Source organism: Deltaproteobacteria bacterium (assembly GCA_023382265.1).
GTDB lineage: Bacteria > JAMCPX01 > JAMCPX01 > JAMCPX01 > JAMCPX01 > JAMCPX01.
The window spans coordinates 89,109-103,506 of sequence record JAMCPX010000054.1; the positions used below are offsets into that span (position 1 = coordinate 89,109).

Sequence of the window (14,398 nt, forward strand, 5' to 3'; positions counted from 1 at the left end):
ACCTTGCTTTCCTCATGGACTTGTACCAAAACACTTATTTCCTATTTCGGGTAATTCACGAGCTAATTCAAGTATTGAGATAATCTGTTCTATACCAGCAGTAGGAATAATCGCTGCAAGCAACACTTCAATTATCGGATCAACCATCCAAAGTTCAAACAAGAAAAAAACTGCAACCATAGTTAACGCAAGAACACAAGCCCTCGCAGTTGGACTTGCTTCGAGTATTAACCAACCGATAAGCGAAAGGTAAGCTGGCAACAGTAATGCAGCAATAGCAAAAATAATGGGGCCCGCGGCTATTGCTAAAGCTAAAAGTGCAAATCCAAGAGCAAGCATGAGGATCATCGCACCGCCTAATCCACCGCTGATCATATACGCCCCTGCACCTGTCGTAGGATCTATGATTATATAGCCAACACCGGTCCAGCCGTTGTAGGTTATTTGCATTTGGGGAACGGTAACAACTTCACCTGCATTTACTGCATTCTGAATATCTGAAATTACATCTGATGGAAGCTGAAGTTGTGGTAATACAGTAGAGATGTTTGATTGATTTACTGTGTATATCGGGATACCTTCATCATTAGCTATTTGTATTGCCTTTATTGCTGATATACCTTGCACAGGATTGTTTGACATGAAAAATAATTGTTCTGGTACATTGTTCTCGAGTGCTGATGAGTTCATGCCACTTGCAAACATGTATTGAATTACCTTATTGTTATCTCCATCCGAAGCTTGCGTAAGTTCCAAGTTCCTTTGTACATCCATCTTGAGACCAGATGGGCTTATATTCGTAGCTACACCAAACATATAGCTTACGTTCATCGTAACGGAGAATACCGCTTCTGATGGAATCCTTGCTATTACCACCCCCATCTCTCTCGCTTGTGTCCAATCCATCATATCATATTCGGCGTAATATGAAACAGCTGTTGTATAAAGTAGACTCCCAAAAATATCATCCTTTGTCATGCCGGTAAAGTCTTGTGATTGTAATCTCGTTTGAATGGTACTTAGTGCGTTTTTCAGATTGAGTACCGTTTGTGATGATACACCACCAGCGTCTATTCCTATCCCGTAATACTCACCCGCTGTTAGGTTCGTTGTGGCTGTATCAGCATATTGATTTGCATCTGTAAAGGTCATCGTAAGAGTTTCAGAGCCACCTAATCCTATAGAGCTACCTGTAGCCACTACCTGCCCATCGACCATCAATTGTGGTACCATTTTGATTAAATATGCTGGTAACGATGTCGGGAGGGAACTGATGGTTATTGAACTGCCTGTTGGCATATAAGATTCTATTACAGCTTCATCCGCACTGGTTGCAGGCACATAGCTCAATGTGAGTCTTTTCCCTGCTATCTGTGCCAAACTTACTGTATAGTTTATATCCGTCTGTAAGGTTTGTGGATTGGTAATCTGGAATGATATCTTGTACCTCAAATTATCAGGTACTTCTGAAGCCTCCCAGCCTTTTGCTAATACCTGATATGGTATTGTACCAAGTAAGTACGGAAAGTTTTGCTGAATGATAGTCTTCTTGCCGATTACATCCCCTACCGTTGCATTGGGGTTTGTCTGAGAAATGTAGTTTGCTACCTGTGCCTGATAATTTGCTATGGTCTGGGATATGTATGCCGCATTAATGTTTGTTACATACCCTTGTTGTGTATTTATTGTAGCTGTGGAGGTAATCTGGTTTATAAAGCTTTGGGCGTCAAACGGCACTGCCTGTGTGATATTCATTCCTTGTGTATAGGTATACTGCTTATAGCTTGCATCCAGGGGTATCCATTCATTGCCGGGACCATTGCGTGCTCCTCTTGATGGAAAGTAATTCACATAAGCTTCGACCCATGCATGCTCAATCTTTGCCGCTACTATCTTACCGCCAGCCACTTCACCTGTTATTGGGATGCCGCCTTGAGCCATCAGCTCTAATGCGGATTTTGCATCTGTGAACCCGCCTACCCAGTTCATGATTTTATTAATAGGTAACTGGATTGTGCCATAAACGTAGCGGGCAGGAATGTTGGAGGCGCGGAGTAATGCGATAAGCAGGCTTGCTGTGTCCATATCATTACACTGCATGGTCTGGAGGCACATGTCTGCACCCTGAATAGAGCCGTAGGTCGGGACGTATTCTATGTTGTTATAGACCCAGTTGTAGATCTGTACCGGGTTGTGATTTAGCTCTGCTGCCTTTGCAAGGATTGCAGGGGTAAACTGGACTTCTACTGTGGATGTTAGGTCTGCGGCCGTCGGGGGAGGGATGGTCTGGACGATTGCGGATGAAAGTATGCCGTTGAGCGAGCCAATGGAGGCAAGCTGGATGGGATTCTGGATTCCCGTTTTCATGGGAATGACAGACTGGGGAATATCTCCGATGTTATTATTGCTGTCATTCCGTACTTGATACGGAATCCAGTCTTTTGTTTCTCTGGATTCCTGCTTTCGCAGGAATGACGAGGCACTATATAGCTTTCCCGGACTTCTCCACACGGGTTTTACCCCGTTAGAAGATGCGGTTGATTTTGCTATTGCTTGATCCGGAGATTCCAATTTCGTAAAGGTCAATTTTCTAACGGGGTGAACCATCCTATGCGGTAGTTTGTTCGGATTGAATTTGATGTGCCGGGAGGGTGGTTTTATCTTATCAAGAAATACCTTGAGCTTCCTTGTCCTTGCCGTGAACTGAGTATTTGTTTTCGCAGTATTTATTGAATCAAGCTCTGATTTAAGCTGCGCAAGGTTCTTTTCATACTTTCTTTCAAATGCTTTTTGTCTTTGCTGGATTACAGCCGGAAGGCCCTTTATTCGCTGCTCGGTTTGTTTGAACTGAGCTCTGATGTTTATATCTGCTTGCTCAAGCTCGGATTTCTCTTTTTGGAATCCTGCTTGCTCAGATTTAATACCTACTTGCTGGATCTTGCTCTCTGCTTTCTCGGACCGCTCCCGGATGCGTGTGACGAGGGTTTCTAACCCCCTTGCATCCCCCTTATCAGGGGGAAATCCAGAAAATTCTCTGTTGTTATTTCTCTCGCTACTCGCTACTTGATGCTCGCCACTATTGGCGGTTGCTGCATATACAACCTGATAGATCCCGAGATTCGTCCATGCAAATACGAATATCAGGAAAACAGCGATTGACTTTAACAAAGAAGGTTTGAAAATATCCTTATGAAAACCGATCTTCATTAACCCTCCTAATACTGTTTCTATAAATGAACAATACGTTTGATGTAAATAAAATTCTTTTATAGGTCGTTGAATACGCATCCTCATTCCATGAGCCGTCCGAGTTCTGCTTGATAACAAGATAGGAAAGGGCGTTGCTGATCGTGGAGAAGTTGGAGTAGTTCACGGACTTCAGGGCCTGAAGGGCGAGGAGGGTGTCGAGATTGTTTATACCGTAACCTTCATAGCCTCCCCATACCCCGCTTGCATTGTCTATATACGATACAAGCAACCCTTCATCGCTACCGCCTGACAAAAGTGTAAACATGCGTTCGGAAAGATAATCCGTGGTGCTGATAGATTGACCCTGTAGCCATGAAACGGCATTGGAATAAAACGTCGTGTTCGTCTGCCCCAATGCTTGTAATGTATCTATCACTGCTACTGTCGTGCGGGTAATATCGGTTGTGGAGGTAATATTGCCGAGAGAGCCATCGGGATTTGCCTGGGTTCCCAGCCATGAAAGACCGCCGTTGATTAGAGTAGACTGTGCATGAGCAGAAAAGGCAGACGACAAAGAAATAATTATTGCCAACAATAATCCCTTTCTCACAATTCCTCCTCATAGAACAACAATAAGCATGGTATCATTTAAGTACCTTCATTTTATTCCTCATTTCACAATCAGTCCAATGCAGTAGTTTAACAAATAAACCATTCCTACAACGAAAGGGCCGATAATGAAGCCATTTACTATTGCAAGCAAAGCTTCACGATTGACTAACATACCTTTCGCATCGTTTATTATAATTTTGTCTTTGTGTTTTTCTTTAATATAATTTAGTATTTCATCATTGTGAGAATAGGCTGTATTGATTCGGATTACTTTATTCTCGTTCGTTCTGATTTTTATATTAACCCAAACAACTTTGGCAGGTTTTTCCTCGAAAACTGACCGAACGTTTTCACGTATATCTTGAGTGAGATATTTTGGGTATATATGGATTTCCTTAACTCCGCTCCACAAAGTTTCTTTTGCATAAAGCCAATTCAACGCCATTATCTTGTCTTCAAAAATAATGACTGTGTCTCCAACATATTTTGTTTGGAGTACTACTTGGAACACTAAGAAACAACAGAAATAAAGAACTCCGAATAAAAGCATTGTTCTTATGGAATGAGAATTGCCAATGATGACTTCTAACACTATAAACCATATAATAGTTTCAATTATGGCAATAAATCCAGTATATTTTGATTTATTACCATATAAAGTTAAAATGCTTGCCTTGTCTATCTTTGAAATTATTAATGCTTTATCAATTTTATTTACACTATCGACTGGAGCATTTGTGTTCCCAATGAATTTAAACAAATTCTTTGTCCATATAATCAAATTCAAAGAAATCTCCTCATTATCTATTATCAATTATTTTCATTGTGAACATCCGGCATCGCTTTTGTGCTTAGATTGAGCTTTAAATTCTATTAGCAATAATATCATCCATAAACCAAGTATTATGCAATATCCTGTAAGCGCCCGATAGATTCCGAGTATGACCAGTACAATCCATAATCCTGAATAGTTTAATATTTTTTTAGTTAATACTTTGTTCTCAAAAATGATTTTAAGAACGGACATTACTTGTTGCCAATCCTGAGCCACTTTCACTATTATAAAAACCAGGTATATGGCTGCTATAAGAAACCATAACACGTCTGTTGCAAGCTTAGTCGTAATATTGATGCTATATGCAAGATCTATATAAAGGATAATCAAAATTATACTTTTAAAATGATTTGCAAATCTTTTTTTCAATAGTTTGTCCGTTACTTTATCTTTTAGGGGGTTAACAAATAGTCTTATAGAAACTAAGTACATTATAAATGCTAACTGAAATAATAAATACTTATAAAATGATTCTGATGATATTAATGGTTGTGTCATTGTGAATGGTATTTTTGTCTATTCATTAACTTTTCTGAATACATGCTTCTGTAAAATCTTTACCTGCACTTACAGCTTCCATTATACGAAGGAGAAATTCGACCTGTGTAGGAATTATCTCGGTCATACCAATATTAATACTGATAGCAACTTCTGCTATAATTTTTATTATATTTAACACGCATATTTTTTCCGCTGTAGTTGCAGAGATCATTAACCATCTGATAAAGACATAATAAAGTGGTAGCAGAGATATTAAAAGGGCGCCAATAACCGGAATCAGAATTCCACCAGAAAGACCAATGGCTACAAGTAAGCCTATAAATACAAGTGATGTTATTATTATCGCACCACCTAGCCCTCCGCTAATCATATATGCGCCGGCTCCTGTTGATGGGTCTATTATGATATACCCTACTCCAGTCCAGCCATTGTAGGTTATCTGAGTCTTTGAAACTGTTACCGTCTTGCCTGCATTTACCGCATTCTGAATATCTGCTATTACATCTGAGGGAAGCTGAAGTTGCGGTAATACAGTAGAGATGTTTGACTGATTTACAGTGTATATCGGTATACCTTGATCGTTTGCTGTTTGTATTGCTTTTATTGCCGATATGCCTTTTACAGGGTTGCTTGGCGTGGAAAGCAATTGTTCTGGTACACTACTTTCTAATAGTGAAGAGTTTTGTCCACTTGTAAGCATATATTGAACAACATTATTGCTATTCCCATCTACAGCCTCTGTAAGCTCCAAGTTTCTTTGCACATCCATCTTTAGTCCAGCCGGACTTATACTCGTTGCTACACCAAACATATAGCTTACGTTCATCGTAACTGAGAATACCGCTTCTGACGGTACCCTTGCTATTACCACACTCATTATCTTCGCTTGCATTTGATCCATGATATCATATTCGGCGTAATATGAAACAGCTGTTGTATAAAGTAGGTTTCCAAGAATATCATCTCTCGTCATACCAGTAAAATCCTGCGCTTGTAATTTTGATTGAATAGCACTTAGTGCGTTTTTCAGATTGAGTACCGTTTGTGATGATACACCACCAGCGTCTATTCCTATCCCGTAATACTCACCCGCTGTCAGGTTTGTTGTAGAGGTATCAGCATATTGGTTTGCATAAGTAAAGGTCATGGTCAGAGTTTCAGAACCTCCTAATCCTATAGAGCTACCTGTTGCTACTACCTGCCCATCGACTATTAATTGTGGCACCATGTTGATTAAATATGCGGGTAATGAAGTTGGTAGGGAACTGATAGTTATGGAACTGCCTGTGGGTATATATGACTCGATTACTGTTTCATCCGCACTGATTGCAGGCACATAGCTTAATGTGAGTCTTTTCCCTGCTATCTGTGCCAAACTTACTGTATAGTTTATATCGGTCTGTAATGTCTGCGGGTTGATTATCTGGAATGAGATTTTGTATCTTAAAGTATCAGGTACTTCTGAAGCCTCCCAGCCTTTTGCCAATACCTGATATTGCAGCGTACCGAGCAGGTATGGGAAGTTTTGCTGAATGATTTGCTTTTTGCCGATTACATCTCCTACCGTTGCATTGGGGTTTGTCTGAGAAATGTAGTTTGCTACCTGTGCCTGATAATTTGCTATGGTCTGGGATATGTATGCCACATTAATGTTTGTTACATACCCTTGTTGTGTATTTATTGTAGCTGTGGAGGTAATCTGGTTTAAGAAACTTTGAGAATCAAACGGCACTGCTTGTGTGATATTCATTCCTTGTGTATAGGTATACTGCTTATAGCTTGCATCCAGGGGTATCCATTCATTGCCGGGACCATTGCGTGCTCCTCTTGATGGAAAGTAATTCACATAAGCTTCGACCCATGCATGCTCAATCTTTGCCGCTACTATCTTACCGCCAGCCACTTCACCAGTTATAGGTATGCCGCCTTGAGCCATCAGCTCTAATGCTGACTTTGCATCTGTGAATCCGCCTACCCAGTTCATGATCTGATTTATGGGTAACTGTATTGTGCCATAAACGTAGCGGGCAGGAATGTTGGAGGCGCGGAGTAATGCTATGAGTAAAGACGCTGTGTCCATGTCATTACACTGCATGGTCTGGAGGCATAAGTCCGCGCCTTGAATTGAGCCGTAGGTTGGGACATACTCTACGTTGTTGTAGACCCAGTTATAGATGTTTACTGCGTTGTATCTAAGCTCTTTTGCCTTTGCAAGGATTGCCGGGGTAAACTGGACTTCTACTGTGGATGTTAGGTCTGCGGCCGTCGGGGGCGGGATGGTCTGGACAAGTGCGGATGATAAGAGATTATCTGTTGTGAGACTGGCGAGTTGGATGGGGAGTTGACCTACCTCCTCACTTTCCCCAATTTCAGTATCATCTTTTTGTTCGACCGCTGCCCGATGCTGGTTATTATAATTCATCCTCGGTTCCCGCCATGCTGGTCCTGCCCCGTTAGAAAATGCGGTTGATTGTGCTATTGCTTGATCCGGAGATTCCAATTTCGTAAAGGTCAATCTTCTAACGGGGTGAACCATCCTGTGAGGGAGCTTGTTCGGGTTGAATTTAATATGCCTTTGTGGCGGCTTGATCTTATCGAGGAATGCCTTGAGCTTTCTCGTCCGTGTCGTGAACTGAGTATTTGTCTTCGCAGTATTTATTGAATCAAGCTCTGATTTGAGCTGCGCATAGTTCTTTTCATATTTGCGTTCGAATGCTTTCTGCCGCTGCTGGATTACAGCCGGCAGACCCTTTATTCGCTGCTCGGTTTGTTTGAACTGTTGTCGTATGCTTACATCAGCTTTATCAAGCTCGGTGCGTTCTTGTTTTAATTCCGTCTGGATTCCCGATGTCTCGGGAATGACAGAGGGGGAAGGCTGTATTCCTGCCGAAGTTGATCCCGCTGAAAGCGGGGAGGGAATGGACGTGGAAGGCTTGCTGATTGTTTCGCGTATCCTTTCTAATGCCTTTTCTAATTCCTTATCAGGAAAACTGGATTCCCGATTTCTCGGGAATGACGAAGAAGAAGGTTTACTCTCGCTATTCGCTACTTGATGCTCGCCACTGTTGGTGGTTGCCGCATACACGACCTGATAAATCCCGAGATTTGTCCATGCAAATATGAATACCAGAAAAACAGCAGTTGACTTTAACAAAGAAGGTTTGAAAATATCCTTATTAGAACCGATCTTCATTAACCCTCCGTATTTTTGAATTAATTAACGAACGGCATGTGTAAAGTCAAGAAATCGTTTTAAGGGCTGTTGAATACGCATCCTCATTCCATGAGCCGTCCGAGTTCTTCTTGATAACAAGATAGGAAAGGGCGTTGCTGATCGTGGAGAAGTTGGAGTAGTTCACGGACTTCAGGGCCTGAAGGGCGAGGAGGGTGTCGAGAGTATCACTTGAAAACAATTCCCCTATTCCCCATCCATTATCGGAATTCATATAGACGGTTAAGGTATTTACAGGCGTAGTAACACTTAATCCATCATTACTTAAAAAAATCGTTTCTCTTGCTATGTCATCTGTTGATGTTGCAGTATAAGACGATACCCAGTTTACTCCCTCTGTATAACTTGTTCCAGTATACTCAAGATATCTCAAAGTATCCATTACCTCTGTTGTATTGATCAAAGTTAAATTGCTTTGCAATCCCCAGCTACCATCAGGGTTCTGATTATTACTCAACCATAAAAGACCATTGGTTATTGCACTAGATTGAGCATAGGCAGTATTAACATTCAAGGAAGACAAAAAGATTAAGAATACAAAAATCGACAAACCTTTTGTTATTAATATATGTTTTTTCATACCCTCACACTCATTCATATACCAGCCTATTTAGTCGAACCATTTTGGTCCACCAATAAACCATGTTGCTTTATTATCTTTCACTACCTTTACAATCCATACAAACAACATTCCTCCAACAGACAGAAACCACCATTCATAAAGATTGAAATGAATTAATATTATTCCGATTACCCAAAGGAATAAGACAACAGTTAATATTATCTTATTGGTCTTCATCATTAAAAAAAGCATATTTAAAAATGATAAAACCTTTTTTTCAACGATTAGGGTAATTAACGTTATGATGATACCTATAACACAGGATATAATTCCTGTTATGACACTTCCTTTAAAAGAAATTCCCTTAGGTCTCATCACCACAAAATTTAATCCTAAGACAGCAAAAGCCATTAATACTCCAAACGCACCTTTAAGTTTTTTCTCGATTTCTTTTGATTCTAAAATTAGATAAATAATAATAAGAAACAATATTACGGTTTGGACTAGAATAAGAATCGATTGATGGTTCATATTAACACCTTTTTTTTCATTGACTTGTACCAAAACACTTATACCCTATTTCTGGGAGATCGAAACCTAACATAATTATTGAGATCATCATGGGTATATATTCGGCAGGAACGATTGCCTCTAACAACGATACGACACTAGGGCCAAGACCCCAAATTTCAAGTAATAACGCAACAACAGCTAAAGTTATTGCAAGTACGCATTCTCTCGCAGCAGGACTTGCCTCAAGTGCTAACCAACCAATAAACGCAAGGTAGACTGGTAACAATAATGCTACAATAGCAAAAACAATAGGTCCTATTGCTATTGACAAAAATAAGAGTGAAAGACCGAGCACAAGCATAAGAGCACCACCCAACCCTCCGCTGATCATATACGCCCCTGCACCGGTTGTAGGATTTATTATGATATACCCTACACCAGTCCAGCCATTGTAGGTTATCTGAGTCTTTGAAACTGTTACCGCCTCGCCCGCATTCACCGCATTCTGAATATCTGAAATTACATCTGAGGGAAGCTGGAGTTGTGGTAATACAGTAGAGATGTTTGATTGATTTACTGTGTATATCGGTATGCCTTGATCGTTGGCTATTTGTATTGCCTTTATTGCCGATATGCCTTTTACAGGATTGGTTGGTGTAGAAAATATGCGTTCCGGTACACTATTTTCCAAAGCCGAGGAATTCATACCGCTTGTCAGCATGTATTGGAGTATACTCTTATTGTTTCCTTCTGTAGCTTCTGTAAGCTCTAAGTTCCTCTGCACATCCATCTTAAGCCCGGCTATACTTATATTTGTTGCTACACCAAACATATAGTTTACGTTCATTGAAACTGAAAAGATCGCATCCGAAGGGATCCTCGCTATTACTACCCCCATCATCTTTGCTTGCATCTGATCCATCATATCATATTCGGCGTAATATGAAACAGCTGTTGTATAAAGTAGACTCCCAAAAACATCATCCTTTGTCATGCCGGTAAAGTCTTGTGATTGTAATCTCGTTTGAATGGTACTTAGTGCGTTTTTCAGATTGAGTACCGTTTGAGCGGTTGACTTTAACAAAGAAGGTTTAAAAATATCCTTATGAGAACCGATCTTCATTAACCCTCCGTATTTATCTTTTCTAACGAATCAAATTTATAAAAGCAAGAAATTTTATCTCTCAAACTACAGATTCAGTATCTTCTTTAAGATATAATCTACCTTTCGTATCACTTCCTCGTCTACACTTCCCCACCTTTTTAGAAATCGGTAAACAGAAATAGATTTTATTTGATCACATCGTATAATCGAATCATGTTTTATGCCGCCCTCTGGTGGTGATATAAGAACGTGCAATCTGAATATCTTGTCTTTTCTGATAGTTGTAATCGGACATACAACAATCAGTCCCCACGGACTCTCGTTCAGTTCATCTACGGAAACTACAAGTGCCGGATGCTGGTCTTTTATCTCAGAACCTATTGAAGGATTAAAATTGACCAACCATATCTCACCCCTTCGGGGAATTTCTTTATTTTGAAAAACCATCTTTTATGGTCTTTTCAAAGATCGTTCTTAATTTTAATTCTTTTTTATTGAGCAAAACTTTAGCTTCACTGTCAAAGCCTTCCCAAAAAGATTTCTCATATTCCTTGACCAGCTTGTCGAGTAAATTCGTTATACTCACTTTCTCTATTCCAGAGATCTTTTTGAGCTTTTCCCGTGTTTGCTCATAAACCCTCACTGTTGTTGTTTGCATAGCGCCTCCTTATATCTATTTATCTACAAATATACTAATATTCGTTAATTTTGTCAAACAGCATCCTCATTCCATGAGCCGTCTGCAGATTGGGTAGCTGTTATATAGTTCATTGCGTTCTGTAGGGGCAGGGCAGTGCCTTGCCCTGATCCCATTAATGAAAGAAACGATAAGGCAGTCTCATATACTGTGGACGGACTTGAACCGAATCCACCATCAGAGTTCTGATGGGCTACAAGATAATTCATGGCGTTGTTAAGGACTGTTGCAATTGAGCTTGTTCTTGCAAACTGCTCAAGCGTGTACGAAACCATCGCTGTCATATACACATTGCTGTCGTCCCCTGCATAAAACCCCCATCCACCGTCTGTGTTCTGGTTGGTAACAAGATATAAAACCGCATTGCTGATTGAGGTCTGGTTTGAGTAGTTGACCGCCTTCAACGCAGAGAGGGCAAGGGCGGTGTCGAGGGTATCGGTTGAGAAGAATTGCCCTATTCCCCATCCATTGTCGAGGTTCTGATATGACAATAAATTACTTAATTGCCTGTAGAGCTTAATAAGGCAATACTTCGGGAAATACGATCAACATTATATAAGGGCTGTGATGTAATCCAATTGATGCCGTTGGTGTAATCAGTATATTTTTGTCCAAAATAATTGAAAGTGGTCAATACTTCGTCTGTAGCATAATATTCAGCTACTATACTGCTTGACCAGCTTCCCTCTGTTAACTGAGAAGCTTGGAGATAATTAAGACCGTTGTTTATAGCCCCTTGCTGGGCATTTGCTGATACAGGTAACAAAAAGAACAAAGCAAATAATGACAAACAGCTTTTTGCTCTAATCATGCCTGTCCTTCCTTTGGTGCTAAGTAAAAGAAATTTCCTTTCTTATCCCATTTAACATCCCAATTATCCCAGCTCCCTACAGTATATCTCTTCTTTAATTCGTTGTTCATCGCCTGAAATATCTCGAAGCCTTTGATGATTTTTTGTCTGAATCTCTCGCCTTCCCATGGATGTCCTTTAATGCTCATCCATAAATATTTTTTATTGAATCTTATCGCAGCGCGAAAATACTGCACTCCGCTAATGAATTCCTTCAGTGTTTTGTTTATTTCAAAACACTCCGTTTCGGGAATTTCTCTTTTTCCGATTTCTATGTTTAACCCAATATCAATATCGTATGGTCCGCTTACTAAGGAAAAGATTTCTACGCGGCTTAATTCTGTATTCTCATACATCGATGCAAGCTTACTGAAATCAAAACTCGGGGGTACATATTGCCCGGATTGTTGCTGTAACCACATATTATCCGAACCAGAAGAACGAAACTCAAAAAGAGGTATACTCAATGGAGCAACTATTCTTGCTGCGATAAATATATCCTCCCAATAACTGTATAAAAAACTATATCGCCCTATACTTTTCCATAAGCCTAATTTATTCTTTTCGTCAAACTCCATCTTTTTATATGTTGCAAGGTTAATAAAATCCTTCCTTGAAAATGTAGCTTTTCGCCATAGTGCCCCTACAAGCAGAAGCAGTATTAGCAATACAATCATGAAGATTAAAAAATTAATTTGTAATGGCTTTTTCAGGTAGAGAATATCCTTAGTAAGGATAAACAGAAAAACCATATTCATAGGAACTAAGAAAAGTATCCCTAATTGCAAAAATTGAAGGTAGCCAGACTTTATAAATAATTTATGTTGCATAGATATGCGCTAATTCCTTTTCTTCATTTTGCGTATAATATCTGCGCTCATATTGTAACGAATCTGTTTTAATATAATACATCAAGACAGTTTCGAAGATTTGGATAATTGTAGATGTAATATGAATGCCCTTAACAAGTCTCTCATTTTTTATTCCCCGTTTTCAATTAAGCTATACTGCATCAGCTACTACTTGTTACCTTTTAATTCTTTTATTATTTCTGGATTTGGCTTTTGACATGCCAAGTCTTTCACGAATACTTCGCCATTTATAAGTCCATATTTTAGTGCTTTACTCTCTATTTCTTTAATAGCTTGTTTGTCTTTTTCGAATTTTATTAGATCTTCTTTCATATGTTTAAGCCATTCTTCTTTATTTTTATATATACCTTGCTTTACCCATAATTCTTCAAAATCCTTCTTTTGTAACTCGCTGTTCTCTAAATGTTCACGATCGTACTTCATATATTCATCAATTCTTTTTAAAATATATGGTATCGACACTACATTACTATCATCGCCGCTAATTTCTCCTTCTCCTGGTTCTACTTTACTGCTTATTTTCCATACCCCAGAATCTTTAAATAAATTTAATGTAGCGGTTTTCACATTATGTTGTTCGCAAAATGGATCGTACCAGTTCCATTCTCCTATAATAAAATATGTGACATCGCATGAGGCTTTATTTTTCTCTTCTTTGCAATTACTAATTTTCAGGGGTAATGATGGATATAGTGATGCATCTAAACTAAAATTGGTATTAAATTTCTTTGTATGTAACATCAACATAAGAGGGTTGCCACGACAAGCTACATCTGGTTTACGTGCGTTGCAGCACCAGCATGAATTCATAATTAATTCATAATATCTCTCTATTACCTGCTTGGGACTAAGTTTATCAGCTTTAGAAATATTGGGCAGTAACAGAATAAATAGTAAAGAAACAAGTGTAAAATATTTATTCATAATTTATTTCACCTGACACTGATTTGAATTATCTAATAGATTGTCTATACCAATAAATGTAACTGATTTTCCACTTGCGCTTATTACATCATTGATAGTTCTTATAGTTACCATTTTAGTTGGATGGTCAATTAAGAAACCACTGGAGCCCATTACAATTGCCATATAATCCTCTCCCCTATAAGGATATGAGATTCTGGAGTTCCTTTCCCTCGGACACCCGGCAAAGCTGGGTCTAGAAGGGCAGGATGAGGTCTGCCATAATGCATTCCCGGCTCTTTCCACACGGGCTTTGCCCTGTTAGAAGATGTGGTTAATTTAACTATTTGCTTCATATGAAAATCCTGTTTTGTATCCGGTTGGTTACAAGATATAAAACCGCATTGCTGATCGTGGTCTGGTTGGAGTAATTAACCGCCTTCAACGCATCGAGGGCAAGGGTGGTATCAAGGGTATCGGTTGAGAAGAATTGCCCTATTCCCCATCCATTGTCGAGGTTCTGATAT

15 protein-coding genes are annotated in these 14,398 nt (G+C 39.5%); all 15 read right to left on the reverse strand.

Annotation, left to right across the window (positions count from 1 at the left end; translation table 11 throughout):
- Positions 1–12 precede the first annotated feature (12 nt).
- The 15 genes from M1381_09845 to M1381_09915 all read right to left on the reverse strand — a co-directional run bounded on the left by M1381_09845 (position 13) and on the right by M1381_09915 (position 14,057).
- On the reverse strand, positions 13–3,207 hold the full coding sequence (locus M1381_09845) for a transglutaminase (protein MCL4479383.1): 3,195 nt from the start codon (positions 3,205–3,207) through the stop codon (positions 13–15).
- Complete coding sequence (locus tag M1381_09850) at positions 3,188–3,799, reverse strand: hypothetical protein (protein MCL4479384.1); 612 nt, start codon at positions 3,797–3,799, stop codon at positions 3,188–3,190. The genes M1381_09845 and M1381_09850 overlap by 20 nt, the downstream gene beginning before the upstream one ends.
- 60 nt (positions 3,800–3,859) lie before the next feature.
- On the reverse strand, positions 3,860–4,588 hold the full coding sequence (locus M1381_09855) for a hypothetical protein (protein ID MCL4479385.1): 729 nt from the start codon (positions 4,586–4,588) through the stop codon (positions 3,860–3,862).
- Between the two features lie 33 nt (positions 4,589–4,621).
- A complete protein-coding gene (locus M1381_09860; protein ID MCL4479386.1) occupies positions 4,622–4,966 on the reverse strand; it encodes a hypothetical protein in 345 nt (114 codons plus the stop codon).
- Between the two features lie 193 nt (positions 4,967–5,159).
- Positions 5,160–8,330: a transglutaminase-like domain-containing protein gene (locus M1381_09865; GenBank protein MCL4479387.1), complete on the reverse strand. Its 3,171-nt coding sequence runs from the start codon at positions 8,328–8,330 to the stop codon at positions 5,160–5,162.
- A gap of 46 nt (positions 8,331–8,376) precedes the next feature.
- Entirely contained in the window at positions 8,377–8,949 is a 573-nt protein-coding gene (locus tag M1381_09870; protein ID MCL4479388.1) for a hypothetical protein, read from the reverse strand.
- Between the two features lie 30 nt (positions 8,950–8,979).
- The gene (locus M1381_09875; GenBank protein MCL4479389.1) at positions 8,980–9,462 is read right to left on the reverse strand and encodes a hypothetical protein; all 483 of its coding nucleotides are present in this window, start codon (positions 9,460–9,462) and stop codon (positions 8,980–8,982) included.
- Between the two features lie 16 nt (positions 9,463–9,478).
- On the reverse strand, positions 9,479–10,567 hold the full coding sequence (locus M1381_09880; protein ID MCL4479390.1) for a hypothetical protein: 1,089 nt from the start codon (positions 10,565–10,567) through the stop codon (positions 9,479–9,481).
- 66 nt (positions 10,568–10,633) lie between these two features.
- Positions 10,634–10,996, reverse strand: coding sequence for a type II toxin-antitoxin system PemK/MazF family toxin (locus tag M1381_09885; GenBank protein ID MCL4479391.1), 363 nt, complete (start codon positions 10,994–10,996; stop codon positions 10,634–10,636).
- Complete coding sequence (locus M1381_09890) at positions 10,980–11,207, reverse strand: hypothetical protein (protein MCL4479392.1); 228 nt, start codon at positions 11,205–11,207, stop codon at positions 10,980–10,982. The genes M1381_09885 and M1381_09890 overlap by 17 nt, the downstream gene beginning before the upstream one ends.
- 53 nt (positions 11,208–11,260) lie before the next feature.
- A complete protein-coding gene (locus M1381_09895; GenBank protein MCL4479393.1) occupies positions 11,261–11,737 on the reverse strand; it encodes a hypothetical protein in 477 nt (158 codons plus the stop codon).
- 8 nt (positions 11,738–11,745) lie between these two features.
- Entirely contained in the window at positions 11,746–12,057 is a 312-nt protein-coding gene (locus tag M1381_09900) for a hypothetical protein (protein ID MCL4479394.1), read from the reverse strand.
- Positions 12,054–12,773 (reverse strand): hypothetical protein, encoded by a 720-nt coding sequence (locus M1381_09905; GenBank protein MCL4479395.1) that lies wholly within the window; start codon positions 12,771–12,773, stop codon positions 12,054–12,056. The genes M1381_09900 and M1381_09905 overlap by 4 nt, the downstream gene beginning before the upstream one ends.
- A 342-nt stretch (positions 12,774–13,115) precedes the next feature.
- Positions 13,116–13,892, reverse strand: coding sequence for a hypothetical protein (locus M1381_09910; GenBank protein MCL4479396.1), 777 nt, complete (start codon positions 13,890–13,892; stop codon positions 13,116–13,118).
- A 3-nt stretch (positions 13,893–13,895) separates the two neighbouring features.
- Positions 13,896–14,057 (reverse strand): hypothetical protein, encoded by a 162-nt coding sequence (locus M1381_09915; GenBank protein MCL4479397.1) that lies wholly within the window; start codon positions 14,055–14,057, stop codon positions 13,896–13,898.
- Between the last annotated feature and the right edge of the window lie 341 nt (positions 14,058–14,398).